The sequence below is a fragment of the Microbacterium karelineae genome (genome assembly GCF_009745985.1).
GTDB classification, from domain to species: Bacteria; Actinomycetota; Actinomycetes; order Actinomycetales; family Microbacteriaceae; genus Microbacterium; species Microbacterium karelineae.
Map to the genome: position 1 here is coordinate 261,553 of NZ_WFIX01000182.1, position 26,107 is coordinate 287,659.

The window sequence follows — 26,107 nt, forward strand, 5'->3', positions numbered from 1 at the left end:
GTCAGCGGCGCAGGATCCGCCGGGCGAGCGCGTTGCCGATCGCCTGGACGATCTGCGTGACGATGATGATCGCGACGAGCGCGCTGACGATGACGACCCAGTCGTTCTGGCGCTGGCCGTACGCGATCGCCCAGTTGCCGACGCCCAGCCCGCCGATCATGCCGGCGACCGCCGACATGTCGATGATCGCGATCGTCGCGAACGCGTAACCGAGGATCAGCGGGCCGAGGCCCTCCGGCAGGATGACCGTGAGGATGATGCGCCACGGTCCCGCACCCATCGCCCGCGCGGCCTCGATGACGCCGTCGTCGACCGTGACGAGGTTCTGCTCGACGATGCGCGCGATGCCGAACGTCGCGGCGACCGAGATCGCGAAGATCGCCGCCGTGTTGCCGATGCCCGTGCCGAGCACGGTGCGGGCGAGCGGCTGCAGCGCCGCGAGGAGGATGATGAACGGGATCGGCCGGAAGGTGTTGACGAGCAGGTTCAGCACGCCGAAGACGACGGGCTGCTGCAGGATCCCGCCGCGCCGCGTGACCGTGAGGGCGACGCCCACGACGAGCCCCGCGACGCCGCCGAAGACGAGTGCGGCCGAGACGAGCCACAGCGTGATGCCCGTCTGCTCGATGACGTCGGGAAGGATCTCCACGATGTCGTCCGGCAGCCCGCTCACGCCGTCACCTCCGAGATCGCGACACCGGATCCGATGCCCCCGAGGGCCGCGCGGACCGCCTCCTCGTCGCCGCGGACGGCGATCGTCAGCAGGCCGTAGACGCGGCCCTGGATGTCGTCGACGCCGCCGTGGACGAGGTTGAAGTCGACGCCCGCCCGCGCGAGCGCGCCGAACACCCGCGCCTCGGATACGCCCTCGTCCGTGAACGAGATCGTGAAGAGCCGGCCATCGTGCTTCCGCCGCAGCTCGGCGAGGGCGTCCCCCTCGGGCAGGGCGCGCACGACCGTCCGGACGAACCGGGTGGCCGTATCGGTGCGCGGCCGCGTGAAGACGTCGTAGGTGTCCCCCGACTCGACGACGCGACCGCGCTCCATGACGGCGACGCGGTTCGCGATGCGCGCGATGACGTCCATCTCGTGAGTGATGACGACGATCGTGATGCCGAGCTCGCGGTTCACGCGGCTCAGCAGCGCGAGGACCTCGTCGGTCGTCTCGGGATCGAGCGCGCTCGTGGCCTCGTCGGCGAGCAGGATCGCCGGATCCGCCGCGAGCGCCCGCGCGATCCCGACGCGCTGCTGCTGCCCACCCGACAGCTGCTCGGGATACGCGTCGGCCCGATCCGCCAGCCCGACGAAGTCGAGCAGCTCGGCGACGCGGCGCGCGCGCTCCGCGCGCGGAACCCGGGCGACCTCCAGCGGATAGGCCACGTTGCCGCGGATCGTGCGCGAGCGCAGCAGGTTGAAGCGCTGGAAGATCATGCCGATCCCCTGGCGCACCCGGCGCAGCCGACGCGCCGAGATGGACGCGATGTCGACGCCGTCGATGTCGACGGATCCGGCCGTGACGGGCTCGAGGCCGTTCATGAGCCGCACGAGCGTCGACTTGCCCGCGCCCGAGTATCCGATGATGCCGAACACGTCGCCGCGTTCGATCTCGAGCGACACCCCGTCGACGGCTGTGACGGTCTCGCCTCCCCGCCGGCGCGGCGGGTAGGCCTTCGTCACGTCTCTCAGGGTGATGTGCGCCATCGTCAGTCGGCCGCGCCCCGGATGTCCTCCTCGACGTCTGCGAGCGACGCCTGCAGGTCCTCTCGCGGCGTGGTCGCGGGGATGGCGGTGCCGCCGCTCGTCTCGAGCACGCCCGCGATGACCTCGTCGCTCGACTGGTAGATCTCGACGAGCTGGTTCAGCACCTCGTCGTCGACGTCGGCGGCGCGGGTCGCGAAGATGTTCACGTACGGCAGCGCCGACGGGTCCGACGGGTCGTCGGTCACGATCGCGTCGTCGCTCGTCAGCCCCGCGGCCTCGAGGAAGTCGTTGTTGATGACGGCGGCGGCCGCGTCGGGAAGCGACGGGGCGATGAGCGCCGCGTCGAGGGCCTTGACCTCGACGCTCGACTCGTCCGCGATCACGTCGTCCAGCGTCGAAAACGGGCTGCCGCCGTCCTCCAGGGCCACGAGCCCGGCCGACTGCAGGACGAGCAGGGCGCGCGCCTGGTTCGTCGTGTCGTTCGGCACGAGAACGGACTCCCCGTCGGGGATGTCGGCGACGTCGTCGTACTCGGCCGAGTACAGGCCCAGCGGATACGTCACGGTCGCGCCGATCGGCTGCAGGTCCTCGTCCGCGGCGACGTTGTAGTCGGCGAGGTAGATGACGTGCTGGAACTGATTGATGTCGAGCTCGCCCTCCGTGAGGGCGGGGTTCGGCTGCGTGTACTCGGTGAAGTCGATGATGTCGACCGAGATGTCCTCGGCCGCCGCGGCCTCGACATACGTCTCCCAGTACGGGTCGCTCGCGCCCACGACGCCCATCCGCACGGGGTTCGCCTCGCTGCCGAGCTCGGCGTCGGCGGTTTCGCCGGCTCCGCCGGGCGCGCATCCGGCGAGCGCGAGGATGCCGATGGCGGACAGGGAGGCCACGGTGCGGGCGCGGAAGGTCATGTTGTGCTCCTCGGGTCAAGGGGCATCGACTGTACGCAGACGCGCGGGTGCGACGCGAACCGGGGCGACATACGGCGCAACGCGGCGCCCCGCGCGATCGTCAGGCCTGCGTGTCGAGCCCCGTGTCGCCCGCCTCGTCGGCCAGCGCGAGCACAGGGTCGAGCTCGTCGCGCGTGAGGGTGATGAGCGGACCGGCGGGGTCGATGAGGATGCCGCCGAGCTCCGGGTGGTCGACGAGCACCTTCGCGACCTTCTCGACGCCGAACGGCAGGGCGCGCTCGCTGCGGCCCTGCGCCACGACCTCGAGGGGGTGGGAGTACACCTGCAGCAGTCGGGTGCCGTTCGCGAGGCGCGCCTCCGCGATGCCCATCTTCTTCTCGTCCTGCGGCGACGGGCCGACCGCGACCCACAGCGGAGGGCGCTCGGAGAGGATCGAGGCGACCTTCTTGGGCGTGTCGGTCTCCCGCGGCTGCGCGAGCGCCGTCTTCACGCGCAGCGTCGGATCCGCCTGCTCGCGGGCGCGCTCGAGCACCTCCCGCGGGAGCACGATGCGGTGGGGCGCCGAGGCGTTGTCGACGATGAGGCCGTCGAAGTCGTTGTCGATCATGTGCCCGAGGATCAGCGGCACGGGCTGGGCGACCGCCGACGTCTGGGTGTTGCCGTCGGCCTGCACCGCGTCGCGCAGCGTCCTGCCCGAGCTGAAGACGAGCATGTAGTTCTTGTCGCCGTTGCGTGCGACGCCGAACGACAGGGTCGCCTTGCCGTCCTCCTGCATCTGCTCGCGGACATCGCCCGTGACGCGCAGGAAGATGTGCCCCTGCAGCAGCTGGCGGGCGACGCCGAGCAGCTGCTGCGGCGTCGGCTTCTCGGGCAGCGCCGCGAGGGCGTCGCGCAGGAGCGTGTTGTCGCGCAGCCCCTTGACCGTCTCGACGTCGTTCGGGGGCGCGGCGGGCGCGAGCGGCAGCTCGCGCGGGGGCACGGGCCGCCCGCCTTCAGGGGCGGGCGTCGCCGATGCGGGGCGCTTGGTGAAGGCCTGCGGCCCGTCGGCCGGATTCGGGCGCTGCGCCGGCTTGTCCGCGGGCGAGCCGACCTCGGGGCCCGACGGCGCGCCGACGCCCTGGAAGGCCGAGAACGAGATGCTGACGTCCGGGGACGAGCTCGGCGCATCCGACTGCGCGGGCTCGGCGGCGTCGCTATCCGGCGTCTGCGGTTCCTCTCGCTGGGGCTCGGCCGACTCGTCGTCGCCGCCGGACTTCTTCTTACGCGAGAAAAGACCCATGTCCCCAGGGTACGTGGGTCGCGGAGGTGCGTCGCGCCCGGGAGCTCCCGTCAGATCTTCTCGATCGGCGCGACCTTGATGAGCAGCTTCTTCGCCCCGGCCTCTTCGAAGCGCACGTGCGCGATGCGCTTCGCGCCCTGCCCCGTCACGGCGTCGACGGTGCCGTCGCCGAAATCGTCGTGGCGGATCCGGTCGCCCGCCGCGAGCTCGAGGTCGCCGTTGTCGCGCACCTTGCCCGTGACGCGGTTGGCGAACTCGGCGAGCGACTTCGATGAGCCCTTCGACTCGAGCGGGCGCACGCCCCAGCGGTTCTCGCGCGGCCGCACGGCGTTCAGCGCGCGCGACTGGGTGCCGCCGCGCGAGTTCACATCGCCGGGCGACTGGCGCCAGTCGATGAGGCCCGCCGGAATCTCCTGCAGGAACCGGCTGGGCATCGCGACCGACACCTCGCCGAACTGCGCGCGCGTCATGGCCAGCGACAGGAACAGCCGCTTGCGGGCGCGGGTGATGCCGACGTAGAACAGCCGGCGCTCCTCCTGCGGGCCGCCCGGCTCGCCCGCCGAGATGCGGTGCGGGATGAGGTCCTCCTCGACGCCCGTCAGGAAGACGACGTCGAACTCGAGCCCCTTCGCCGTGTGGAGCGTCATGAGCGAGACCGTGCCGGTGGCGTCGTCGAGGTCGTCGCTGTCGGCGACGAGGGCCACCTCGGTGAGGAAGTCGACGATCGTTCCCTCGGGGTTGTTGCGCGCGAACTCGCGCGTCACGGCGACGAGCTCGTCGAGGTTCTCGACGCGCGCCTCGTCCTGCGGATCGCGCGACTGCCGCAGCACGTCAAGGTAGCCCGACCTGTTCAGCAGCACCTGCAGCCCCTCGGCGACGGCGCTCGGCGGCGCCGGGTCGCCCGACGCGGGCAGGAGGATCTCCTGCGCCTCGCGGAGCACGGCGTCGAGGTGTGCGAGGGCCTTCTGCAGCTTGGGGCCGAGCCCCATCTCGGCGGCGTGGCCGATCGCGTCTCGGAACGTGATGTCGTTGTCGGCCGCGAAGCGCGCGATGTTCGTCTCGGTGACGGCGCCGACGCCGCGCTTGGGCTTGTTGAGGATCCGCCGCACGGCCATCTCGTCGGCCGGGTTGACGACCGCGACGAGGTAGGCGAGGGCATCCTTGATCTCCGCGCGGTCATAGAACTTCGTGCCGCCCATGATCCGATACGGGATCGCGGAGCGGATGAAGATCTCCTCGAGCGCGCGCGACTGCGAGTTGGTGCGGTAGAACACGGCGACGTCGCTGTAGTCGACGCCCTCGCGGCGCAGCGACTCGATCTCGTCGGCCACGAACTGCGCCTCATCGTGCTGCGAATAGCCGGTGAAGCCGACGACCGGCTTCCCCTCGCCCTGGTCGGTCCAGAGCTTCTTGTCCTTGCGGTCGAAGTTGTTGCGGATGACGGCGTTCGCGGCGTCGAGGATGTTCTGGCTCGACCGGTAGTTCTGCTCGAGGAGGACGACCTTCGCGCCCGTGAAGTCGCGCTCGAACTCGGTGATGTTGCGGATGTCCGCGCCGCGGAAGGCGTAGATCGACTGATCCGAGTCGCCGACGACCGTGAGCGAGGCGGCCTCGTCGGCCGCGTCGGGCATGAGCGCGACCATGCCGCCGCCGACGTCGACTCCCTCGCCCTGCACAGGCCGCGTGAGCTCGCGGATCAGCTGGTACTGCGCGTGGTTCGTGTCCTGATATTCGTCGACGAGGATATGCCGGAAGCGACGACGATACACGTCGGCGACCTGCGGGAAGGCGCGGAAGAGGAAGACCGTCTGGGCGAGCAGATCGTCGAAGTCGAACGCGTTCGCCCTGCGCAGACTTCGCGCGTAATCCTGGAAGACCTCGACGAAGACGCGCTCGGCCGGATCGTTCATATCGGCCTGCCGCGCATACGCCTCGGCGTCGAGGAGCTCGTTCTTGAGCTTCGAGATGCGACTCTGCGCCGCCGCCGGTGTCAGGCCGTAGGCATCGGCCTCGTGCTCCTTCACGAGCCGCTTGAGCAGGGCGCGCACATCACCCGAGTCGTAGATCGTGAACGCCTTCGTGAAGCCGAACTGCTCGGCCTCGCGGCGCAGGATCCGCACGCACGCCGAGTGGAAGGTCGAGATCCACATCCCCTTCGCCTGCTCGCCGACGAGCTCCTCGACCCGATCGCGCATCTCGCCCGCGGCCTTGTTCGTGAAGGTGATCGCGAGGATCTGGCTCGGCCATGCCTCACGGGCGCGCAGAAGGGACGCGATACGGTGCGTGAGCACGCGCGTCTTGCCGGAGCCCGCTCCCGCGACGATCAGCAGCGCGGGGCCGCGGTATTCGACCGCCTCGCGCTGCTGCGGATTCAGCCCGTCGATAAGCGGGTCGTGTACGGATGGGACGATGGGCGCGTCGGGTGCATCAGGCATGTCCCGACCGAGTGTATGAGACACCACTGACATTCGCGGGCGTATCATCGCACCAGCACAAAAACGGGGGGAACCGTGGAAAAGGACGTCACCGAGATTCAGGCCCAGCCGAAGAGGCTGGCCGATATCGTCTACGAGAGGCTGTGCAACGCCATCGTCGACGGCTCGCTCAAGCCGGGTCAGCGCGTGCGGGACGGCGAGCTCGCCGATCGGCTCGGCGTATCGCGGATGCCCGTGCGAGAGGCGCTGCAGCGGCTCGAGCGCCAGGGCCTCATCGAGATGGTCGCGAGCCGCTACACGCGGGTTACCGAGGTCACGCCCGAGATGCCGGGCCAGTCGCTCGAGTTCATCGGCTACCAGGTCGGCATCGGGCTCCGGCTCGCGGTGCGGCGCCTCGACGAGGCCGGCCGGAAGCGCGCCGCCGAGATGCTCCGCGAGATCGGCGCGCACGCCGAGACCGATCCGAAGGCGGCCTACGACGCGACGCGGCGCTTCGGCGAATTCCTGGGCACGGCGAGCGAGAACGCCCTCTTCCAGGCGACGATGACCGATGCCTGGCTCATGCTCTCCCGCAACCTCCGGGGCACCTTCCCTCTCGTGAAGGACGCCGCCGCGATCCGCTCCGAGCTCGACGAGGCCGCGGCCGCCGTCGAGGCCGGCGACGCGGTCGCCGCCGAGGAGCTCGTGCGCCGGGTCATGCTGCTCGGGCCGGGCCAGCCCGGGCCGGCGAGCGCCGTCGAGAACCTCTGGGACGATGCGGAGTAGACCTACTCCGCGGCCGGGAACGCGCGCCGCGCCAGGTCGGGCTGATCGGCGAACACGCCCGTCACACCCGCCTCGCGCAGCGCCATCCATTCGGCGCGCCAGTCGCCGTGCGCGGCGCGGCCGGATCCGGCGCGGAACCGTCGCGAGAGGAAGGCGTTCTCGGCGCGGCACGTCCAGGCGAACAGCTCGAGCCCGCGCTCGCGCGCCGCGGCCGCGAACCGAGGCGGGCCGCCCGCGCGCAGGAGGAGGCTCTTGTGCACGCTGATGCCGTCGAGGCCCGCGGAGAGCGCGTCGAGGTCGGCCAGCTGCGCGCGGTAGGTGGGGGCCTCATCGCCCTCGGCGAGCAGCCGGTCGAGCGCCGTGCCCGCGCGCTCGAGAAGGTAGACGTACTCGGCACGGATCCCGTGCGCGCGCACGGCGTCGAGGGCGGACTGCTCGAACGACTCGATCACGAGCCGCCCCGCGCCCGGCGCCTGCCAGCCCGCCGATCGCACCTCCTCGGCGACGAGCGCCGCGAGGTCGATCCCGATCGAGCCGAAGTACGGCGCGTGCTTGATCTCGATCACGGCGCCGACGCCGCCCGAGCGCGCGATGTCCAGCACCTCGCGCAGCGACAGAACCCCCTCCTCTCCGTCGTGTGCGACGTTCGCGGGCCGGAGGGTGGGGATCCGCTCGCGGCAGCGGAGCGTTCGCAGCTCGTCCCACGAGAGGTCCTCGACGAACCAGCCCTCGAGTGCGTGTCCCGCGAAGGTCTTCGTCGTGCGCAGGTGCGCGAACTCCGGGCGCCCCGCGACGTCGGTCGTCCCCGAGATCTCGTTCTCGTGCCGCACGACGAGCACGCCGTCGCGCGTCGCGACGACGTCGGGCTCGATCAGGTCGACCCCCTGCGCGATCGCGAGCTCATACGAGGCGCGGGTGTGCTCTGGGCGGTATCCGGGGGCGCCGCGGTGGCCGATGACGATGGGGGCGGAGGACTGCATCGTCACAGGGTAGGGCTGACCCGAGAATTCCGCATGAACACAGCCCAGCCATAGCACCCGGTCGATATCCTTGTCTGACAGCGCGCACGCGCGACCCTCAGGAACCCAGGAGTGTGACCGCAGCACATGGCCAGCACCGGATTCAACAGCCCGTACTTCGCTCAGGAGCCCGGACGTGCCCAGAACGGGTACTCCACGCCCCTGTCCCCCACCGCGCCGCCGGTTCCGCCCGCGCCGGGCGTCGGCGAGCAGGCCCACATCGAGGGCATGTACGCCGCCCCGTCGGCCGGCACGCCGCAGACGGGCCGCATGACGTATGAGGACACGATCGTCAAGACGACGATCCTGTTCGCCGTCATGCTCGCTGTCGGCGTCGTCAGCTGGTTCTTCACGCTGGGCGGCACGCTCTCGCCCGCCTCGGCGACGTCCTTCAACCTCATGCCTGCGATCGTCGGCGTCGTCGGCACGCTCGTCATCAGCCTCGTCATGGCGTTCGGCTTCCGCCGGAAGATCGCGCCGACGGGCCTCGTCGTCGCATACGCCGTCGCGGAGGGTCTCTTCGTCGGCGGCATCTCGGCCTTCTTCGAAGCGGTCTGGCCTGGCGTCGTCTTCCAGGCGGCCCTCGCGACGATCGCCGTCATCGCGACGACGCTCGCCCTCTTCGCGAGCGGCAAGATCCGCGCCTCGGCTCGCATGACGAAGATCGTCATGATCGCGATGATCGGCTACGCCGTGTTCTCGCTCCTCAACGTCGGCCTCATGATGTTCGGCGTGCTCCCCGAAGGCATGGCCTTCGGCATGCGCTCGGCCGAGATCATGGGCATCCCGATCGGCCTCATCCTCGGTGTGCTCGTCGTGCTCATGGGCGCGTACATGCTCGTGCTCGACTTCGACGCGATCCAGCGCGGTGTGCGCAACGGCGCCCCCGCGAAGCTCGCCTGGACGGCCGCCTACGGCATCATGGCGACCGTCGTCTTCATCTACATCGAGATCCTGCGCATGCTCGCGATCCTGCGCGGCGACTGACCTCGCCCTCGCTCGACACGGCCCGCCCCGGTTCGCCGGGGCGGGCCTTTCGCATGCCGCGACGAACTCATGTCCGGCGCCTCACCGCGCCATAGGGATCGCATAGGGGTGCCCGGTTCACTCGAGGTGAACGAAAGGTGAACACCCATGCCCGACCCCACGATGCTCCTCATCGACCTCGCCGCGATCACGATCCTGACGGTCGCCGTCTATTTCCGCCGCCACCGCCGCCGCGACCTCGTCGTCGCCTTCTTCGGCGTCAACATCGGCGTCTACGCCGTCGCCTACGTCCTCGGCGCGTCCGAGGTCGCGGTCGGCCTCGGTCTCGGACTCTTCGGCGTCCTGTCGATCATCCGGCTGCGCTCGAGCGAGATCTCCCAGCGCGAGGTCGCCTACTATTTCGCGGCACTCGCGATGGGCCTCATCGCCGGACTCACGCCCGCGTTCAGCGTGGCGCCGACCGCGCTCATCGCCCTCATCGTCGCCGTCCTCGCGGTCGTCGACCACCCCGCGCTGTTCGCCGCCACACGGCATCGCACGATCCGGCTCGACGAGGCGATCGCCGACGAAGACGAGCTGCGAGCCGTCGTCGGCACGCGCGTCGGCGGCGACATCCGCTCCCTGCACGTGCAGCACCTCGACTTCGTCGACGACACGACCATCGTGGACATCCGCTATCGGGTCGGCGCGCGGCGCGGATCCGGCGCCGCCGCGCCCCGCGAGGAGGTCGCGGCGTGAACGCGACGGTCTCCGACGCCACCGCGCGCTTCGCGCCGATCGTGCTGGATGAGCTCGTCGCGGAGGCGGCGCTCCTCACGCGCATCGACCGCAAGTACCTTGTGCCCACGGCGATCGTCCCGCGGATCCTCGACCGCCTCGGCGACGCGACCCGCGTGCTCGAGATCGACGGCGAGCGGGGGTCCCGCTACGGATCCATGTACTTCGACACCCCCGCGCTCACGAGCTACCATCTCGCGGCGCGGGGGCGGCGGCGCCGTTTCAAGCTGCGCTCCCGCCACTACGTCGACACCGATGCGGCGTTCCTCGAGATGAAGACGAAGGGCGGCCGCGGCGCCACCGTGAAGGAGCGCATCGCCCACCCCACGGACGCCGTCGAGGCGCTCACCGACGAGGGGCGCGCGTATGCCGCGGCCGGAATCGCGGCGCTCGGCCTCGATGGCGCCCTCGTCGAGACGCTCGCCCCGACACTGCACACCGGGTATCGGCGCACGACGCTGCTGCTCACCGACGGGGCGCGCGCGACGATCGACACCGAGCTCGAGTGGGTCGACGCCTGGGGCGGGAGCATGATGTGCCCCGACCTCGTCATCGTCGAGACCAAGTCGTCGTCGCGCCCCTCCGAGATGGATCGCGTGCTGTGGCGCGCGGGCATCCGTCCAGCGGGCGTCAGCAAGTTCGCGACGGGCCTCGCGGCCCTCCGCCCCGACCTCCCCTCCAACAAGTGGAGCCGTGTGCTCCGCACCCACTTCACCCAGGCCGCGCACGGCGCGCGCGCCGCTTGACCCGCAGAACAGGAGCACCACCATGACCTCGACCACTCCCCCGCGACGCCCCGCACTGCGCGCCGCCGCCGGCCTCGGCCTCGCCTTCTCCCTCGGCGTCGCCGCCCTCACGGGCTGCTCGGCGATCGCCGACGCGGCGAGCGCCGCAGGCGACAGCGCCGACGAGACGACCCTGGCCGCAACGGCCACCTCGACCGAGACCAAGCCCGACGACGTCCAGGCCGTCATCGACGGGAACTCCGACCAGACGGTCGTGAACGACGACGAATGGTCGATCGACGACGCGCAGGAGGTCGACCTCGCCGATCCCACCAGATCCGGCGTGGAAGCGTCGGACGACGGCGTGACCATCACCGAGGCGGGCGTCTACCGGCTCACGGGCCAGCTCGACGGCACCGTGACGATCGACGCACCGGAGGATGCGCAGGTGGTGCTCGTGCTCGACGGCGTGACGATCGACGCCGCCGACGCCGCCGCGATCCAGGCGCTCTCGGCCGACGATGTGGCGATCTTCCTCGCCGACGGATCCGACAACTCCGTCTCCTCCACGGGCGCGTACGACGAGGACGCGGACCCGAATGCCGCGATCTGGTCCGACGCCGACCTCACGATCTCGGGCACCGGATCCCTCTCCGTCGACGGATCCGCGAACGACGGCATCACGAGCAAGGACGATCTCGTGATCCTCTCGGGCACGATCGACGTGACCGCCGCCGACGATGGGCTGCGCGGGAAGGACTCGCTCACGATCCGCGGCGGCACCGTCTCGGTCGACGCCGGCGGCGACGGCCTGCAGTCGGATCAGGATGACGACGAGACGAAGGGGTGGGTCCTCGTCGAGGGCGGCGTGCTCGACATCACCGCCGGCAGCGACGGCATCGACGGCTTCACCGATGCGATTGTGACGGGCGGCGCCGTCTCGATCGCGTCGGAGGAGGGATTCGAGGCCGGCATCGTCGCGATCGGCGGTGGGACGATCGACATCGTCGCGACGGACGATGGGATCAACGGTTCGGCCGGGACCGCGGAGACCGACGGGACGACGAGCGCCACGTCGACGGACGAGGCTGACGCCGGCGGCGAGATGCCCGCCGACGGCGAGTTCCCCGCCGACGGTGAGCGCCCGACGGGCGGCATGCAGGGCGGCGGCATGCAGGGCGGCGGGATGCAGGACTCCGGCGAGTGGATCCTCATCTCAGGTGGCGAGATCACGATCGACGCGGAGGGCGACGGCCTCGACTCGAACGGATCCCTCGAGATCTCGGGCGGCACGATCATCGTGAACGGGCCCACGAACGCCGGGAACGGCGCCCTCGACGCGAACGGCGAGATCGCCGTGACGGGCGGCACCCTGCTCGCCCTCGACGCGGGCGGGATGAGCGAGACGCCGTCGACCGACTCGGCGCAGGCGTGGGTCGCCGCGGCGGCCTCGGGCGACGCCGGTGCGACGATCGAGATCGTCGCGGACGACGGCACCGTGCTGTACTCCGGCGAGGCCGCGAAGGCGTTCGGCGCCGTCCTCTACTCGGGGGAGGACGTCACCGCGGGCGCGAACTACACGATCACGGTCGACGGATCCGAGGCCGCGACCGCGACGACCGGCGAGGCGCTCGCGGGAGGCATGGGCGGCCCCCGCGGCTGACCCCATCTCCACAAGGCTTCCTCGAGTCCGGTGCAAATCGCTGCGGACTCGAGGAAGACCTGCGGCCTCGTGGGCTCAGCGGAGCGGCCCGCCCTCCTCGATCACGCGGTCGATGAGGCGGCGCACGACCCGCGGATCCTGCCGAAGTCCGTCGTGCTCGAACTCGTTCGTGATCCAGAGGTGCGTGTTCGGCACGGCGTCGCGGGTGGCCTCGGCGAACTCGATCGGCACGAACATGTCGTCGTGGTACATCGCGGCCGCGACGGGCACCTCGTTGCGCGCGAGCTGGTCCCTGTCGTACAGCGCGGGGTGGTCGGCGCGCTCGTGCAGTGCCATGACGGCATCGCGGAACGGACGCAGCGACGCGATCTCGTCGAACTGCCATGGGAAGAACATCTCGCCGGTGAAGGGCATCGGGCGGCCCGCGGCGACCTCCTCTGCCGCGTCGAACCCGCCGAGCTCCTCGCGCATCCGGTGCGCCGACCAGCGCGTGGCTCCGGCGCCGTCGGCGTAGATCTCCTCCTGCAGCACCGCGTACAGGGGCCCTCCCCAGTACTGCGTGCGCTGATCGACGGCGTCGAGGAACGCGTCGCCGAGGCGGCCCGATGGCAGGATCGCCTCGTCGAGCAGCCAGTGCAGCCGCTCCATTCCCGGCCCCATGCCGAAGTCGATCCCGAGGGTCTGCAGACGCCGCGCGCTCAGTCGATCTCCGCTCGGCAGGATCACGTCGTCGTTCTCGAGGATGTCGACGATCGTCCGCAGCGTCTCGACGTGCTGCGGATAGCGGCGGGAGAACTCCGCCGTCTTGCGACGCACGCGCGGCAGCGTGTTCCGATAGATGTCGTCGATCGACGGGTCGATCGAGGTGACGCCGCCCGTCACATAGCTCGCCTCGAGCGCCTCGGGTGCGAGCGACAGGTAGGTGAGGGTGAGGAAGCCGCCGTAGCTCTGCCCGAGCGTCTGCCATCTCGTCCCGCCGAACAGCTCCCGCCGGATGTGCTCGGCGTCGGCGATGATCTGCTCGGCGCGGAAGCAGCGGATGTACGCCGCCGCCTCGTCGGCCGACAGCCCGGCGATCGTCGATCGCTCGATCGGCGTCGACCGCCCCGTGCCGCGCTGGTCGAGCAGCAGCACGCGGTGCGTCGTGAGCGCCTCGCCGATCCAGCCGCCGTTCGGCTCGGGCCGCGGCCCCTTGCCGCCGGGGCCGCCCTGCAGGAACAACAGGATCGGGGCGTCGGGACCCGCCGGCCCGACGACCTCGCGGGCGAAGACCTCGATATGCCGTCCCGACGCGGGCTCGGCCCAGTCGAGGGGCGCGGAGATCGTGTGGTCGCGGATCGTGAGGCCGCGCAGGTTGTATTCGTGGGTCGCCATCGATCCATCCTCCCCCACGCGAGATCCCCGCGTGCGGCGCCGTTGCCGCCCGCGGGGACGCGGGTCCCCTCAGCCGCGCGGAACGCGCGTGGGCGCGGCGGCGAAGGTCTTCCCGTTGGGGCGCGTCATCACGATGCGCTTCGGGCCCGTGCGGCCATGGGTGGCGAAGATCATCAGGCCGACGAAGGTCAGGCCGCCGACGAGGTTGCCGAGCACCGTGGGGATCTCATTCCACACGAGGTAGTCGCCGATCGTGAACTCGGCGCCGAGGAGCAGCCCCGTCGGGAAGAGGAACATGTTCACGACGGAGTGCTCGAAGCCCATGTAGAAGAACAGCATGATCGGCAGCCACATGCCGATGACCTTGCCGGGCACGGAGGTCGACATCATCGCTGCGACGACGCCGGTCGAGACCATCCAGTTGCAGAGCATGCCGCGGATGAACAGCGTCAGCATGCCGCCCGCCCCGTGCTCCGCGTATCCGACCGTGCGGCCGTGGCCGATCTCGTTGATCGCCTCGCCGACGGCGCTCGGCTCGGTCGTGAAGCCGTACGTGAAGTAGATCGCCATGCACAGCGCGACCATGAACGCGCCCGCGAAGTTGCCGATGAAGACGAGGCCCCAGTTGCGCCCGATGCCCCCGAGAGTCACGCCGGGGCGCTTGTCGAAGAGGGCGAGCGGCGCGAGCGTGAAGACGCCCGTGAGCAGGTCGTATCCGAGCAGGTACAGGAGCACGAATCCGACGGGGAACAGCATCGCCCCGACGAGCGGGCTGCCGGTCTGCGTCGAGACCGTGACGGCGAAGGCCGCCGCGAGCGTGAGCATCGCACCACCCATGAACGCGCGGATCAGGGTGTCGCGCGTCGACATCAGGACCTTCGACTCGCCGGCGTCGATCATGCTCGTGATGAGCTCTGCTGGCTTCACGTACGACATGGGGCCTCCTCGGGTGGATTGCCTCCAGGATGCCGTGCGCCCGTTTCCGGCGTATGTCGGATCGCGTTACGCACATACACCCGACATCTCACGGGCGCGGACGCGCCGCCGTGAGCGATGCGGGTCCTCGCGAGTGCGAATGTGCCCTCCGGCGAAAGGCGCGTCCGGACTCGAGAACACCGGATCCGCCCAGCGCGGATCTGCCCCCGGCGGATCCGCGCCCGCGCGGCCGCGTTCCCGCGCACGCTGGATCCATGACAGATGACGTGAAGGTCCCGCAGTTCACGGCGGAGGTCCGCCGCGAGCTCTCCCTGCGCCGCGTGCTCGTCCTCGACGGCGTCCTCGACGACGACAACGGCATGCTCCTGACGACGCAGATGCTCACCCTCGCCGCGGAGGATCCGCAGAACGACATCGCGCTGTGGATCCACTCCCCCGGCGGATCCGTGCCGTCGATGCTGGCGATCCGCGACGTGATGCGGCTCGTGCCGTGCGATGTCTCGACGCTCGCGATCGGGCTCGCATGCAGCGCCGGCCAGTTCCTCCTCTCGGCGGGCGCGCCCGGCAAGCGTCGCGCCCTGCCGCACGCGCGGATCCTGCTGCACCAGGGATCCGCAGGCATCGGCGGCTCGGCGGTCGACGTCGAGCTGCAGGCCGACGACCTCCGGAGGCTCCGCGACACCGTCCTCGGGCTCACGAGCGAGGACACGGGTCAGCCCCGTGAGCGGATATTCGAGGATTCGCTGCACGACAACTGGTTCACGGCGCCCGAGGCGCTCGAGTACGGGTTCATCGACGGGATCGTCGCGGGGTTCCACGAGGTGATGCCCGAGCGGCGCTCGCGCCTCGGACTCGGAGCGGAGCAGGCGGCATGAGCAGCTACACGATCCCGAACGTGATCACCCGCGACGGCCGCGGCGAGCGCATCATGGACGTCTACTCGAACCTGCTCTCCGAACGGGTCGTCTACCTCGGCACCCCGATCGACGCGGGCGTCGCGAACGCGCTCATCGCCCAGCTTCTGCACCTCGAGGCGACGGGGCGCGACAGCGATGTGCATCTCTACATCAACTGCTCCGGCGGCGACCCCGCCGCGATGCTCGGCGTGTACGACACGATGCGGTACATCGCCCCGGACGTCGCGACGACGTGCGTCGGCGAGGCGATCGGCGTGGGCGCCGTGCTGCTCGCCGCCGGGGCGGAGGGCAAGCGCGGGGTCCTCCCCCACGCGCGCGTCGTGCTGAATCAGCCGGCCGGCCAGGACCGTGGCGCGATCCCCGACCTCATCGTGAACGCGGATGAGCTCGTGCGGGTGCGCGGCGAGATCGAGGGCGTGCTGTCCCGGCACACCGGCCAGGCGGTCGAGGCGCTGCGGCGCGACACCGACCGTGACCGTGTGTTCACCGCCGCGGCGGCCGTCGACTACGGCCTGGCGGACCGGGTGCTCGACGAGCGCTGACGCCTCGCCGGCTTCGCGGGTGCCGCGTGGTCATTCTGACGCGTCAGAGCGACCGCGCGGCACCCGCGAGGGCGGTGGCGTGCGCGGACGGTGCCGAGTCAGGCGGCCAGGGCGAAGGGCGCGCGACCGAACGCCGGGGCGGCCGCGCGCAGGTCGTCGGCGACGCCGCTCGTCAGGTCGAGGAGCGTCCCGCCCAGCGCGCCGAGCACCGCGGCGACGATCTCGCTCGACGGCTCCTTGAGCCCGCGCTCGATCTCCGACAGGTACTGCACCGAGACCCCCGCGCGGCGCGCGACCTCGGCCAGCGTCTCACCGCGCGCGTGCCGCATCCGGCGCAGTCGCTCGCCCACGAGATGTCGCCACAGCGGATCGGGATCGGCTGATCGCGGCGGGAGCGGGATGAGGTCGGCCATGGCCCTCACGCTAGGCCGGATCCCCGCGATCCGCTTCCCGTTCCGCCGACAGCAGAAGACCGCGGATCCTGCCGAGTGCGGCCACGCCCCCTTCGCGCGACCGAAGGGCGAGTCCGCACTCGGGAGCGTGCCGATCAGAACGGACCGTGGGAGAACCAGACGACGGATCGTCCGGCTGGCCCCAGCGACAGCGGGCACGCCTTCGGCCTACGCTGACGATATGACGACACCACTCGTACGACCCCGCGCCGACAGGATGGTCGCCGGCGTCTGCGCCGCGGTCGCCCGCCGCTTCGACCTCAGCCCCAAGGTGGTGCGCGCGCTGACCATCGTCGGGCTGCTGTTCTTCGGCTGGACGCTCCCCGCCTACATCGCGCTCTGGATCGTCATCCCGACGGAGTGACCCGAGTCACTCCCACTCGATGGTCGCGGGGGGCTTGCTCGTCACGTCGAGGGTGACGCGGTTGATCTCGGCGACCTCGTTCGTGATGCGGTTCGAGATCTTCGCGAGCACGTCGTACGGCAGGCGCGTCCAATCGGCCGTCATCGCGTCCTCGCTCGACACGGGGCGCAGCACGACGGGGTGGCCGTAGGTGCGGCCGTCGCCCTGCACGCCCACGCTGCGCACATCGGCGAGCAGCACGACGGGGCACTGCCAGATCTCGCCGTCGAGGCCCGCGGCGGTGAGCTCCTCGCGGGCGATCGCGTCGGCCGCGCGCAGCGTCTCGAGGCGGTCGTGCGTGACCTCGCCGATGATCCGGATCCCGAGGCCGGGCCCCGGGAACGGCTGGCGGCCGACGATCGCCTCGGGCAGGCCGAGCTCGCGGCCGATCTGGCGCACCTCGTCCTTGAACAGCGTGCGCAGCGGCTCGATGAGGTCGAAGTCGAGATCCTCGGGGAGGCCGCCGACGTTGTGGTGGCTCTTGATGTTCGCCGTGCCGGATCCGCCGCCCGACTCGACGACGTCGGGGTACAGGGTGCCCTGCACGAGGAACCTGATCGGCGCGCCCTCCGCCTTCGCCTCGTCGACGAGCTCGCGCTGCACCTTCTCGAACGCGCGGATGAACTCGCGGCCGATGATCTTGCGCTTCGTCTCGGGATCCGTGACGCCGGCGAGGTGCCCGAGGAAGGTCTCCTCGGCGTCGACCGTGATGAGCTTCACGCCCGTCGACGCGACGTAGTCCTGCTCGACCTGCTCGCGCTCGCCCTTGCGGAGGAGCCCGTGGTCGACGAACACGGCCGTGAGCTGATCGCCGATCGCGCGGTGCACGAGCGCCGTCGACACGGCCGAGTCGACGCCGCCCGACAGTGCCGAGATGACGCGGGCGGATCCCACCTGCTCGCGGATGCGCGCGACCTGCTCGTCGATGACGGATCCGCTGTTCCAATCGGCCGGGAGGCCGGCGGCGCGGTGCAGGAAGTTCTCGATGACCCGCTGGCCGTGGTCGGAGTGCTTCACCTCGGGGTGCCACTGCACGCCGTAGAAGCACGCCTCGGCGTTGCCGAACGCCGCGACGGGCGTCGCGGCCGTCGACGCGAGGACGTCGTATCCGTCCGGCGCCTTCGCGACCGAGTCGCCGTGGCTCATCCACACGTTCTGGCCGGCGGGCGTGCCCTCGAGCAGCACGCCGCCGTCTCCCGCGAGCGTCGCGCCGGTCGCGCCGTACTCGCGCTGACCCGTCTGGGCGACCTCGCCGCCGAGCGCCTGCGCCATGACCTGGAAGCCGTAGCAGATGCCGAGCGTCGGGATGCCGAGATCGAACACGCTCGTGTCGAACTGCGGCGCGCCGGGCGCGTAGACCGAGCTCGGGCCACCGGACAGGATGATCGCGACCGGATCCTTCTCGGTCACCTCCGCCGCCGTGATCGTGTGCGGCACGAGTTCGCTGAAGACGCCGGCCTCGCGCACGCGGCGCGCGATCAGCTGGGCGTACTGGGCGCCGAAGTCGACGACCAGAACCGGTCGCTGTGCGGTGTCACTGCTCAAGGGCGGCCTCCCGGGCGGGGTCGGATGGGTCGGATCCATTCGCGCCCGCCTCCCGGGCGGCGCGCTTCTCGGCTGCGCGCTCTTCGCGCTGCGCGAGGTAGGTCTTGACGTCGCGGGCCACGATGCCCTCCATGATGAACGACAGGAACGGCACGACGCCGCCGCCCGCGAGCATGAGGAAACGACCGAAGCCCCAGCGCATGAGGCTCCACAGCCAGAACACGCTCGCGAGGTACACGACGTAGAACCAGCCGTGCACGATGAGGATGCCGAGCGACAGGTTCAGCCCGTCCCCCGTCGACACGATCTCGCAGCCGCCGGCGCCCATCGCGAACTGCGAGTACCAGAGGCAGTCGCCCGCGGGGACGACGCCGGCGAACCAGAGGAAGCCGCCGGATCCGCCGAGGAAGAGCTCGACGTGCAGCGGCGAGTACTTCAGGACCATCTCGGCGACGAGCAGCAGCAGGCCGATGCCCGTGATCACGCTCGCGATCTGGTAGAAGCGAAGCGCCGTGCGGATCCTCGGGAAGGTCGCGATCCGGGGCTGTGGCATGCCCACCAGTCTACGGGGCGGAACTGGGGATCCCCGACGAGGGACCGCCGTCCTCGCGGCGCGGGCGCAGCAGATCGAGGGCCTCGTCGAGGGAGGTCTGCAGGGATGCGACCTGCTCGCGCAGTTCGGCGAGCTCGTCGCGCGGCTGCGCGTCGTCGGCGTCCGCCGCGGCGGCCTCCTCCTCCCGCCCCGCCTGCATCGCGTCGACGATCACGGCGACGAGCAGGTTCAGCACGGTGAACGCCGAGATGACGATGAACGGCACGAAGAACGCCCAGGCCCAGGGATGGACCTCCATCACCGGGCGGACGATGCCCATCGACCAGCTCTCGAGCGTCATGACCTGGAACAGGCTGTACGCCGAGCGCGCGATCGAGCCGAACCACTCGGGGAAGGTCTCGGTGAAGAGCGTCGTCGCCATGACGGATCCCACATAGAACGTGATGACGAGCAGGGCGCCGATCGAGGCGATGCCCGGCAGCGATGCGGCGAGCGCGGCGACGACGAAGCGGAGCTTCTTGACGATCGACACGAGGCGCAGCACGCGCAGCGCCCGCAGGACCGCCAACCCGCTCGACGCGGGGATGAGGGCGACGGCGACGACGATCAGGTCGAAGACGTTCCAACCCGAGCGGAAGAATCGGCCGCCCTGCGCAGAGAGCTTCACGACGAGCTCGGCGACGAAGATCGACAGGCAGGCGATGTCGAGAGCCGACAGCCACTCGCTGCGCGCGCCCCACGCCGTCGTCTGGGCACCGAGCACGACGGCGTTGACGATGATCACCGTCATGATCACCCGCTGCGCCCGCTCGCCGGTGATCCACGCGTCGATGCGCGCCCGCATGCCCGTCGGCGCCGCTGCGCGAACCTCGTTCGTCTTCACGTGGGGAATTATGCCCGACCCGGGCCGGATCTCACTCGTCGAGCTCGTCGGGGTCGATGCCGGCGAGCTCCTCGAGCTCGCGCTCCCACGCGTCCTTCGCGAGGCGGTACCAGAGGTAGAACGAGAATGCCGCGAAGACGGCCCACTCGACCGCATAGAACAGGTTGAGCCAGTTGACGGATCCGTCGTCCGCCGGTGCGGGCGACGAGATCGTCGCGAGCCCGGCGTCGCCGATCCCACCCGTCGCATCGGCCGCCGCGAGGAACGGCCGGAAGACCGGCCCGTCGACCTCGCCCCACTGGCCGAGGAGCGCGGCGGGGGACATGCGCGCCATCTCGTACGGATCCTCGCCGCGCGCGGGCGTCGGGCCCTCGTCGGCGACGAGGCGGCCCGTCAGTTCGATCGCGTCGGGCGTCGCGCTCGCCGCGAGCTCCGCTGCCGCCGCCTCGGCCGTCGCGCGGTCGGCGGCCCACCCGATCGCGGTCGCGAGCGAGGCGCCGTCGGCCGTCACGAAGCGCCCCGTGACCCAGAACCCCTCGGCCCCGTCGTTGAAGCGATTCGAGACGATGAGGAAGTCATCCACCGACCACGCGCCCTCGACGTCGACGCGCTGCCCGATGAGGGGGCCGTTCAGGTACTCGCCGGGCTCGATCACCTCGCCGATCGGCAGCACGTTCTCGGTCGCGCCCTCGGGGAGCGGATCCGTCATCACCGCCCGCGAGAGCTGCCACTGCAGCAGGCCCGCGAAGATCCCCGCGACGACGAGGCAGAGGGCGAGCATGCCGAGCCAGCGCGGCCGCAGCATCACCTCGCGCAGGGTCGGCGGGAACTCCTGCGGATCGAGCTCGCCGTGCGGGGAGGCGTCGGTCATTCGTACGGCGTGACGACCACGTCGACGCGCTGGAACTCCTTGATGTCGGAGTAGCCCGTCGTCGCCATCGACTTGCGCAGGGCGCCGACGAGGTTCGACGTGCCGTCCGCCACCTGCGCGGGGCCGTACAGCACCTCCTCCATCGATGCGATCTGCTCGACGGGCACGCGGCGGCCCCGCGGCAGGGTCGCGTGGTGCGCCTCCTGGCCCCAGTGGTATCCGCGCCCCGGTGCGTCGGTCGCGCGGGCGAGCGAGACGCCGAGCATCACGGCGTCGGCGCCCATCGCGATCGCCTTCACGATGTCGCCCGAGGTTCCCACCCCGCCGTCGGCGATGACGTGCACGTAGCGCCCGCCCGACTCGTCCATGTAGTCGCGACGCGCACCGGCGACATCGGCGACCGCCGTCGCCATGGGCGTGTGCACGCCGAGCGTGGTGCGCGTCGTCGAGGCGGCACCGCCGCCGAAGCCGACGAGCACGCCCGCCGCACCCGTGCGCATGAGGTGCAGCGCCGCGCGGTAGGTGCCCGCTCCCCCGACGATGACCGGCACGTCGAGGTCGTAGATGAACTGCTTGAGGTTGAGCGACTCGGCGCCGCTCGAGACGTGCTCAGCCGACACGGTCGTACCACGGATCACGAAGAGGTCGACGCCCGCGCCCACGACCGTCTCGTAGTGCTCCTGAGTGCGCTGCGGCGAGAGCGCGCCCGCCGCGACCACGCCGGCGTCGCGGATCTCCGCGATGCGCCGCGTGATGAGCTCCGGCTTGATCGGCTCGGCGTAGAGCGCCTTCATCCGCTGCGTCGCCGACTCGTTCGGGAGCGACGCGATCTCGGCGAGCAGTGGCTCAGGATCCTCGTAGCGCGTCCACAGGCCCTCGAGGTCGAGCACGCCGAGCGCGCCCATGCGCCCCAGCGCGATCGCCGTCGCGGGGCTCACGACCGAGTCCATCGGCGCGCCGAGGATCGGGGTGTCGAAGGTGAAGGCGTCGATGGTCCACGACGTCGAGACGTCGGCGGGGCTGCGGGTGCGCCGCGACGGCACGATCGCGATGTCGTCGAAGGTGTATGCGCGCCGGGCGCGCTTGCCGCGCCCGAGTTCGATCTCCATGCTCATCGGTTCAGCGTCCTCACCGCGTGTAGTTGGGCGCCTCGACGACGATCTGCACGTCGTGCGGGTGCGATTCCTTGAGACCCGCGGGCGTGATGCGCACGAACCTGCCCTTGCTCTTGAGCTCGTCGATCGTGCGCGCGCCGACGTAGAACATCGACTGGCGCAGGCCGCCCGTGAGCTGATAGGCGACGGCGGCGACGGGCCCGCGGAACGGGACCTGGCCCTCGATGCCCTCGGGGATCAGCTTGTCGTCGCTCGGCACATCGGCCTGGAAGTAGCGGTCCTTCGAATACGACGTCTTCTTGCCGCGCGTCTGCATCGCGCCGAGGGATCCCATGCCGCGGTACTGCTTGAACTGCTTGCCGTTGGAGAAGACGAGCTCGCCCGGCGACTCGGACGTGCCGGCGAGGAGGGAGCCGAGCATGACCGTGTCTGCGCCGGCGACGAGCGCCTTCGCGATGTCGCCCGAGTACTGCAGGCCGCCGTCTGCGATGAGCGGCACGCCCGCGGCGCGGCACGCGAGGGAGGCCTCGTAGATGGCCGTGACCTGCGGCACGCCGACGCCCGCGACGACGCGCGTCGTGCAGATGGATCCGGGCCCCACGCCGACCTTGACGGCGTCGACGCCCGCGTCGATGAGCGCCTGGGCGCCCTCGCGCGTGGCGACGTTGCCGCCGATGATGTCGATGTGCGCGAACGACGCGTCGGCCTTGAGGCGGCGGACGATGTCGACGACGCCCTGCGACTGGCCGTTCGCCGTGTCGACGACGATCACGTCGACCCCGGCGTCGCGCAGCGCCTCGGCGCGCTCCCATGCCTCGCCGAAGAAGCCGATCGCGGCGCCGACGCGCAGGCGCCCCTGCTCGTCCTTGGTCGCGTCGGGGTACTGCTCGCGCTTGTCGAAGTCCTTGATCGTGATGAGGCCCGCGAGCGTGCCGTCGTCGGCGACGAGGGGCAGCTTCTCGACGCGGTGCTCGCTGAACAGCGCGATGACCTCGTCGCGCGAGATGCCGGGACGGCCCGTGACGAGGCCGTCCTTCGTCATGACCTCCTTCACGAGCGTGGTCTTCTTCGTCTCCTCGGACACGAAGCGCATGTCGCGGTTCGTGACGATGCCCACGAGCAGGCCGTCGTCGTCGATGACCGGCAGGCCGGAGATGCGGTACTCGGCGCAGATCGCGTCGACCTCGGCGAGGGTGCGGTCGGGCGTCGTCGTGATCGGGTCCGTCACCATGCCCGACTCGCTGCGCTTCACGCGCTGCACGGCGGTCGCCTGGTCGTCGATCGACATGTTCCGGTGCAGGATGCCGATGCCGCCCTGCCGGGCGATCGCGATCGCCATCCGGCTCTCGGTGACCGTGTCCATGGCCGCCGACAGGAGGGGAAGAGCGACGCGGATCCGCTTCGTCAGCTGCGAGGCCGTGTCGGCCTCGCTGGGGATGACGTCGGTGTGCCCGGGGAGGAGCAGCACGTCGTCGTAGGTGAGTCCGATGAAGCCGAAGGGATCGTTGTCCGTCATAGGGAGGTCTCCTGCTGGGGCGCGAGCGGGATTCTCATTCTATGGCCGCGCGCCTGTGCGCCGGGTCGCCGCGAATCGCCGGTGGCGGGCGCGTGGCGCTGACCGATTCCGGCGACCCTCACGCGCGCCTCCGCCGGCGCGCGGCGAGCACGCTCTTCGGCCCGAACGCCGCGACCACGGCGAAGACCGCGCCCTGCACGATGATGACGAGCGCCCCGGACGCGGCGTCCGCCCAGTAGCTGATGTAGATGCCGACGACCGACGACGCGGCCGAGAGGATCGGCGCGATCACGAGCATGCGCCCGAACCGGTCGGTGAGGAGACGTGCCGTCGCGCCCGGGATGATGAGCATCGCCACCACGAGGATCACGCCGACGACCTGCAGGGCGACGACGGCGGTGAGGGCGAGCGCGCCGAGCAGGATCGCGCCGAGCAGCCGCGGCGACAGCCCGATCGCGAACGCGTGCCCGGGGTCGAACGCGTACAGCGTGAGGTCGCGCCGCTTCGCGACGAGGACGACGAACGCGACGGCGGCGAGCGCCCCGATCTGGACCAGCTCGGCCGTCGAGACGCCGAGGATGTTTCCGAACACGATGTGCGCGAGGTCGGTCTGGCTCGGCGTGACGGAGATGAGCACGAGGCCGATCGCGAACAGCACCGTGAACACGATCCCGATCGCCGCGTCCTCCTTCACGCGGCCCGTGCCGCGGACGACGCCGATGAGCACGACCGCGAGGAGCCCGAAGATCAGCGCCCCGATCGCGAAGGGTGCGCCGACGATGTAGGCGAGCACCACGCCGGGGAGGACGGCGTGCGAGACGGCGTCGCCCATGAGCGACCAGCCCACGAGCACGAGCCAGCAGGAGAGGAGCGCACAGACGACGGACGCCACGACCGTCGCCGCGAGCGCGCGGACCATGAAGTCGTAGGCGAGCGGCTCGACGATGATGTCGATCACGGTCATGCGAGGCCGTCCAGCCCGAAGGCGCGCGCGAGGTTGTCGGGCCGGAGCGCCTCCTCGACGGATCCGTGGAAGAGAGGGCGACGCAGCAGCAGGACCGCATCGTCGGCGAGGCGGGGCAGCGCGTGGAGGTCGTGCGTCGAGACGAGCACGGCGCACCCCGAGGCCGCGAGCTCGCGCAGCAGCCGGACGATCGTCGCCTCCGAGCGCTTGTCGACGCCGGCGAACGGCTCGTCGAGGAGGAGGATCCGCGCACCCTGCGCGATGCCGCGTGCGACGAAGGCGCGCTTGCGCTGGCCTCCGGAGAGCTCGCCGATCTGCCGCCCGGCGAGCTCCGTGAGCTCGACGCGGCGCAGCGCGTCATCGACGGCCGCCTCATCGGCGGCGCGCGGTCGCCGCGTGATCCCGAGGCCACCGTAGCGCCCCATCATGACGACATCGCGGACCGAGACGGGGAACGATGCATCGACGTCCTCACTCTGCGGCACGTATCCGATCGCGCCGCGTCGGCGGGCGGCGGCCGGGGATCCGCCCTCGATGCGCACGGCGCCGGAATCGGGGCGGACCAGCCCGAGGATCGCCTTGAACAGCGTCGACTTGCCGGATCCGTTCATCCCGATGAGCGCCGTCACGCGGCCCGCTTCGACGACGACACCGGTGTCCTCCAGCGCCACCACGTCGCGATACCGGACGGTGACGCCGCTCACCTCGATCGCGGCGCTCATCCGGCGAGCGCCTCCGCGATCAGCTCGGCGTCGTGGCGGATGAGGTCGAGGTACGTGGGCACGTCGCCGTCCGGCTCGGACAGCGAGTCGACGTACAGCGTGCCGCCGAACTCGGCGCCCGTCGCCTCGACGACCTGGCGCATCGGCCGGTCGGACACGGTCGACTCGCAGAAGACGGCGGGGATGTCGCCGTCGTCGACGAACTCGATCGCGGCGGTGATCTGCTGCGGCGTCGCCTGCTGCTCGGCGTTGACGGGCCAGATGTAGGCCTCCGCGAGTCCCGCATCGCGCGCGAGATACGAGAACGCCCCCTCGCAGGTGACGAGCGCCCGCTCGTCGTCGGGGACGCCGGCGAGCGCCTCGACGAGGTCGTCCTGCACGCCCTGCAGCTCCTCGCGGTAGTCCGCCGCGTTCTCGGCGTACTCGGCCGCCCCCTCCGGATCGAGCTCGGAGAACGCAGCGACCATGTTGTCGACGTAGATCTGCACATTGAGCGGGCTCATCCACGCATGCGGGTTCGGCGTGCCGGCGTAGGCGTCCGCGGCGATGTCGATGGGATCCACCCCGTCTGAGACGACGACGTGGGGGACGTCGATCGACTCGACGAACTGAGCGAACCAGGCCTCGAGGTTCAGGCCGTTGTCGAGGATGAGGTCCGCCTCCGACGCGCGGCGGATGTCGCCCGGCGTCGGCTCGTAGCCGTGGATCTCCGAGCCGATCTTCGTGATCGACTCGACGCGCAGGCGGTCGCCGGCGACGTTGCCTGCGATATCGGCGAGCACCGTGAACGTCGTGAGGACGACGGGTCGGTCGTCCCCCTCATCGACGGGCCGGGCGGCGCATCCGGCGAGCGCGGACGAGGCCAGCACGGCGACGGCGGCACACGCCAGGAGATTTTTCGGCATACCGAAAACCTATCTGCCCGGCCCGCCGAGAACAAGACCCGATCTCGCCCGATCGTCGGGCGCGATCACACGCCCGAAACTCAGGAAACACTCAGTTCACAACGGGCTCCTACGTTCGGTGACATCTGCGACGCCGCCCGAGAGTCG

General features: G+C 70.7%; 26 protein-coding genes. 8 read left to right on the forward strand and 18 right to left on the reverse strand.

Translation table 11 applies throughout. From position 1 onward, the window contains the following. Window position 1: 1 nt before the first annotated feature. The 5 genes from GB932_RS10240 to GB932_RS10260 all read right to left on the reverse strand — a co-directional run bounded on the left by GB932_RS10240 (window position 2) and on the right by GB932_RS10260 (window position 6,326). A complete protein-coding gene (locus GB932_RS10240; RefSeq protein WP_231916115.1) occupies window positions 2-673 on the reverse strand; it encodes a methionine ABC transporter permease in 672 nt (223 codons plus the stop codon). Further along, window positions 670-1,701 (reverse strand): methionine ABC transporter ATP-binding protein, encoded by a 1,032-nt coding sequence (locus GB932_RS10245; protein ID WP_197517421.1) that lies wholly within the window; start codon window positions 1,699-1,701, stop codon window positions 670-672. The genes GB932_RS10240 and GB932_RS10245 overlap by 4 nt, the downstream gene beginning before the upstream one ends. 2 nt (window positions 1,702-1,703) lie before the next feature. Next, the gene (locus GB932_RS10250) at window positions 1,704-2,612 is read right to left on the reverse strand and encodes a MetQ/NlpA family ABC transporter substrate-binding protein (protein ID WP_156760591.1); all 909 of its coding nucleotides are present in this window, start codon (window positions 2,610-2,612) and stop codon (window positions 1,704-1,706) included. 100 nt (window positions 2,613-2,712) lie between these two features. Beyond that, the gene (locus GB932_RS10255) at window positions 2,713-3,891 is read right to left on the reverse strand and encodes an SseB family protein (RefSeq protein ID WP_156760592.1); all 1,179 of its coding nucleotides are present in this window, start codon (window positions 3,889-3,891) and stop codon (window positions 2,713-2,715) included. Window positions 3,892-3,941: 50 nt separating this feature from the next. Then, window positions 3,942-6,326: an ATP-dependent helicase gene (locus GB932_RS10260; RefSeq protein ID WP_156760593.1), complete on the reverse strand. Its 2,385-nt coding sequence runs from the start codon at window positions 6,324-6,326 to the stop codon at window positions 3,942-3,944. Between the two features lie 75 nt (window positions 6,327-6,401). Between GB932_RS10260 and GB932_RS19235 the strand changes: the two genes are divergently transcribed. Then, window positions 6,402-7,091 (forward strand): GntR family transcriptional regulator, encoded by a 690-nt coding sequence (locus tag GB932_RS19235; protein WP_197517422.1) that lies wholly within the window; start codon window positions 6,402-6,404, stop codon window positions 7,089-7,091. Between the two features lie 2 nt (window positions 7,092-7,093). On the opposite strand, the gene GB932_RS10270 is transcribed toward GB932_RS19235, so the two are convergent. Beyond that, the gene (locus tag GB932_RS10270; protein ID WP_156760594.1) at window positions 7,094-8,071 is read right to left on the reverse strand and encodes a glycerophosphodiester phosphodiesterase family protein; all 978 of its coding nucleotides are present in this window, start codon (window positions 8,069-8,071) and stop codon (window positions 7,094-7,096) included. Window positions 8,072-8,197: 126 nt separating this feature from the next. On the opposite strand from GB932_RS10270, the gene GB932_RS10275 reads away from it, so the two are divergent. The 4 genes from GB932_RS10275 (at window position 8,198) to GB932_RS10290 (ending at window position 12,262) form a co-directional block, all read left to right on the forward strand. Next, window positions 8,198-9,097 carry a Bax inhibitor-1/YccA family protein gene (locus GB932_RS10275; RefSeq protein WP_156760595.1) on the forward strand — a complete coding sequence of 300 codons (900 nt, stop codon included), beginning with the start codon at window positions 8,198-8,200 and terminating at the stop codon, window positions 9,095-9,097. Between the two features lie 147 nt (window positions 9,098-9,244). Then, on the forward strand, window positions 9,245-9,835 hold the full coding sequence (locus GB932_RS10280) for a DUF4956 domain-containing protein (RefSeq protein ID WP_156760596.1): 591 nt from the start codon (window positions 9,245-9,247) through the stop codon (window positions 9,833-9,835). Beyond that, window positions 9,832-10,620: a polyphosphate polymerase domain-containing protein gene (locus GB932_RS10285; RefSeq protein ID WP_156760597.1), complete on the forward strand. Its 789-nt coding sequence runs from the start codon at window positions 9,832-9,834 to the stop codon at window positions 10,618-10,620. The genes GB932_RS10280 and GB932_RS10285 overlap by 4 nt, the downstream gene beginning before the upstream one ends. A gap of 22 nt (window positions 10,621-10,642) precedes the next feature. Next, window positions 10,643-12,262, forward strand: a complete 1,620-nt coding sequence (locus GB932_RS10290; protein ID WP_156760598.1) for a carbohydrate-binding domain-containing protein — start codon at window positions 10,643-10,645, stop codon at window positions 12,260-12,262. Between the two features lie 75 nt (window positions 12,263-12,337). On the opposite strand, the gene GB932_RS10295 is transcribed toward GB932_RS10290, so the two are convergent. Both GB932_RS10295 and GB932_RS10300 read right to left on the reverse strand, forming a co-directional pair. Then, window positions 12,338-13,636, reverse strand: coding sequence for an alpha/beta fold hydrolase (locus tag GB932_RS10295; RefSeq protein ID WP_156760599.1), 1,299 nt, complete (start codon window positions 13,634-13,636; stop codon window positions 12,338-12,340). A 69-nt stretch (window positions 13,637-13,705) separates the two neighbouring features. After that, window positions 13,706-14,572 carry a formate/nitrite transporter family protein gene (locus GB932_RS10300; RefSeq protein ID WP_156760600.1) on the reverse strand — a complete coding sequence of 289 codons (867 nt, stop codon included), beginning with the start codon at window positions 14,570-14,572 and terminating at the stop codon, window positions 13,706-13,708. Window positions 14,573-14,826: 254 nt separating this feature from the next. Between GB932_RS10300 and GB932_RS10305 the strand changes: the two genes are divergently transcribed. Further along, window positions 14,827-15,447, forward strand: coding sequence for a ClpP family protease (locus GB932_RS10305; RefSeq protein WP_156760601.1), 621 nt, complete (start codon window positions 14,827-14,829; stop codon window positions 15,445-15,447). After that, on the forward strand, window positions 15,444-16,031 hold the full coding sequence (locus tag GB932_RS10310; protein WP_156760602.1) for a ClpP family protease: 588 nt from the start codon (window positions 15,444-15,446) through the stop codon (window positions 16,029-16,031). Before GB932_RS10305 ends, GB932_RS10310 begins: the two co-directional genes overlap by 4 nt. A 98-nt stretch (window positions 16,032-16,129) precedes the next feature. Here the strand turns inward: GB932_RS10310 and GB932_RS10315 are convergent, their stop codons facing one another. Next, the gene (locus tag GB932_RS10315) at window positions 16,130-16,444 is read right to left on the reverse strand and encodes a helix-turn-helix domain-containing protein (RefSeq protein ID WP_156760603.1); all 315 of its coding nucleotides are present in this window, start codon (window positions 16,442-16,444) and stop codon (window positions 16,130-16,132) included. A 220-nt stretch (window positions 16,445-16,664) separates the two neighbouring features. Here GB932_RS10315 and GB932_RS10320 point away from each other — a divergent pair, with 220 nt between their 5' ends. Next, window positions 16,665-16,847, forward strand: a complete 183-nt coding sequence (locus tag GB932_RS10320) for a PspC domain-containing protein (protein ID WP_156760604.1) — start codon at window positions 16,665-16,667, stop codon at window positions 16,845-16,847. A gap of 6 nt (window positions 16,848-16,853) precedes the next feature. Here GB932_RS10320 and guaA read toward each other — a convergent pair whose 3' ends face one another. From guaA to GB932_RS10365, 9 genes are all read right to left on the reverse strand, one after another. Next, window positions 16,854-18,470, reverse strand: coding sequence for a glutamine-hydrolyzing GMP synthase (gene guaA, locus GB932_RS10325; protein ID WP_156760605.1), 1,617 nt, complete (start codon window positions 18,468-18,470; stop codon window positions 16,854-16,856). Then, window positions 18,421-18,984: a DUF3817 domain-containing protein gene (locus GB932_RS10330; RefSeq protein ID WP_156760606.1), complete on the reverse strand. Its 564-nt coding sequence runs from the start codon at window positions 18,982-18,984 to the stop codon at window positions 18,421-18,423. Before GB932_RS10330 ends, guaA begins: the two co-directional genes overlap by 50 nt. A gap of 10 nt (window positions 18,985-18,994) precedes the next feature. Then, window positions 18,995-19,867: an ion transporter gene (locus GB932_RS10335; RefSeq protein WP_197517423.1), complete on the reverse strand. Its 873-nt coding sequence runs from the start codon at window positions 19,865-19,867 to the stop codon at window positions 18,995-18,997. 31 nt (window positions 19,868-19,898) lie between these two features. Then, window positions 19,899-20,738 (reverse strand): SURF1 family protein, encoded by an 840-nt coding sequence (locus GB932_RS10340; RefSeq protein WP_156760607.1) that lies wholly within the window; start codon window positions 20,736-20,738, stop codon window positions 19,899-19,901. Continuing rightward, complete coding sequence (locus tag GB932_RS10345; RefSeq protein ID WP_156760725.1) at window positions 20,735-21,847, reverse strand: GuaB3 family IMP dehydrogenase-related protein; 1,113 nt, start codon at window positions 21,845-21,847, stop codon at window positions 20,735-20,737. The genes GB932_RS10340 and GB932_RS10345 overlap by 4 nt, the downstream gene beginning before the upstream one ends. Window positions 21,848-21,866: 19 nt before the next feature. Further along, window positions 21,867-23,369 (reverse strand): IMP dehydrogenase, encoded by a 1,503-nt coding sequence (guaB, locus tag GB932_RS10350; protein ID WP_156760608.1) that lies wholly within the window; start codon window positions 23,367-23,369, stop codon window positions 21,867-21,869. A gap of 118 nt (window positions 23,370-23,487) precedes the next feature. Continuing rightward, window positions 23,488-24,333 (reverse strand): metal ABC transporter permease, encoded by an 846-nt coding sequence (locus GB932_RS10355; RefSeq protein WP_156760609.1) that lies wholly within the window; start codon window positions 24,331-24,333, stop codon window positions 23,488-23,490. Then, window positions 24,330-25,055 (reverse strand): metal ABC transporter ATP-binding protein, encoded by a 726-nt coding sequence (locus GB932_RS10360; protein WP_156760610.1) that lies wholly within the window; start codon window positions 25,053-25,055, stop codon window positions 24,330-24,332. The genes GB932_RS10355 and GB932_RS10360 overlap by 4 nt, the downstream gene beginning before the upstream one ends. Further along, entirely contained in the window at window positions 25,052-25,960 is a 909-nt protein-coding gene (locus tag GB932_RS10365) for a metal ABC transporter substrate-binding protein (protein WP_156760611.1), read from the reverse strand. Before GB932_RS10365 ends, GB932_RS10360 begins: the two co-directional genes overlap by 4 nt. Window positions 25,961-26,107: the final 147 nt, after the last annotated feature.

Excerpts from the sequence above, each read along its gene's own strand:
- GB932_RS10295 (WP_156760599.1), bottom strand. The coding sequence starts at position 13,636 with ATGGCGACCCACGAATACAACCTGCGCGGCCTCACGATCCGCGACCAC.
- GB932_RS10300 (WP_156760600.1), bottom strand. The coding sequence starts at position 14,572 with ATGTCGTACGTGAAGCCAGCAGAGCTCATCACGAGCATGATCGACGCC.
- GB932_RS10255 (WP_156760592.1), bottom strand. The coding sequence starts at position 3,891 with ATGGGTCTTTTCTCGCGTAAGAAGAAGTCCGGCGGCGACGACGAGTCG.
- GB932_RS10275 (WP_156760595.1), top strand. The coding sequence starts at position 8,198 with ATGGCCAGCACCGGATTCAACAGCCCGTACTTCGCTCAGGAGCCCGGA.
- GB932_RS10320 (WP_156760604.1), top strand. The coding sequence starts at position 16,665 with ATGACGACACCACTCGTACGACCCCGCGCCGACAGGATGGTCGCCGGC.
- GB932_RS10270 (WP_156760594.1), bottom strand. The coding sequence starts at position 8,071 with ATGCAGTCCTCCGCCCCCATCGTCATCGGCCACCGCGGCGCCCCCGGA.
- GB932_RS10355 (WP_156760609.1), bottom strand. The coding sequence starts at position 24,333 with ATGACCGTGATCGACATCATCGTCGAGCCGCTCGCCTACGACTTCATG.
- GB932_RS10305 (WP_156760601.1), top strand. The coding sequence starts at position 14,827 with ATGACAGATGACGTGAAGGTCCCGCAGTTCACGGCGGAGGTCCGCCGC.
- guaA (WP_156760605.1), bottom strand. The coding sequence starts at position 18,470 with ATGGATCCGACCCATCCGACCCCGCCCGGGAGGCCGCCCTTGAGCAGT.
- guaB (WP_156760608.1), bottom strand. The coding sequence starts at position 23,369 with ATGACGGACAACGATCCCTTCGGCTTCATCGGACTCACCTACGACGAC.
- GB932_RS10245 (WP_197517421.1), bottom strand. The coding sequence starts at position 1,701 with ATGGCGCACATCACCCTGAGAGACGTGACGAAGGCCTACCCGCCGCGC.
- GB932_RS10360 (WP_156760610.1), bottom strand. The coding sequence starts at position 25,055 with ATGAGCGCCGCGATCGAGGTGAGCGGCGTCACCGTCCGGTATCGCGAC.
- GB932_RS10290 (WP_156760598.1), top strand. The coding sequence starts at position 10,643 with ATGACCTCGACCACTCCCCCGCGACGCCCCGCACTGCGCGCCGCCGCC.
- GB932_RS10250 (WP_156760591.1), bottom strand. The coding sequence starts at position 2,612 with ATGACCTTCCGCGCCCGCACCGTGGCCTCCCTGTCCGCCATCGGCATC.
- GB932_RS10345 (WP_156760725.1), bottom strand. The coding sequence starts at position 21,847 with ATGGAGATCGAACTCGGGCGCGGCAAGCGCGCCCGGCGCGCATACACC.
- GB932_RS10330 (WP_156760606.1), bottom strand. The coding sequence starts at position 18,984 with ATGCCACAGCCCCGGATCGCGACCTTCCCGAGGATCCGCACGGCGCTT.
- GB932_RS10340 (WP_156760607.1), bottom strand. The coding sequence starts at position 20,738 with ATGACCGACGCCTCCCCGCACGGCGAGCTCGATCCGCAGGAGTTCCCG.
- GB932_RS10260 (WP_156760593.1), bottom strand. The coding sequence starts at position 6,326 with ATGCCTGATGCACCCGACGCGCCCATCGTCCCATCCGTACACGACCCG.
- GB932_RS10315 (WP_156760603.1), bottom strand. The coding sequence starts at position 16,444 with ATGGCCGACCTCATCCCGCTCCCGCCGCGATCAGCCGATCCCGATCCG.
- GB932_RS10365 (WP_156760611.1), bottom strand. The coding sequence starts at position 25,960 with ATGCCGAAAAATCTCCTGGCGTGTGCCGCCGTCGCCGTGCTGGCCTCG.
- GB932_RS10280 (WP_156760596.1), top strand. The coding sequence starts at position 9,245 with ATGCCCGACCCCACGATGCTCCTCATCGACCTCGCCGCGATCACGATC.
- GB932_RS10310 (WP_156760602.1), top strand. The coding sequence starts at position 15,444 with ATGAGCAGCTACACGATCCCGAACGTGATCACCCGCGACGGCCGCGGC.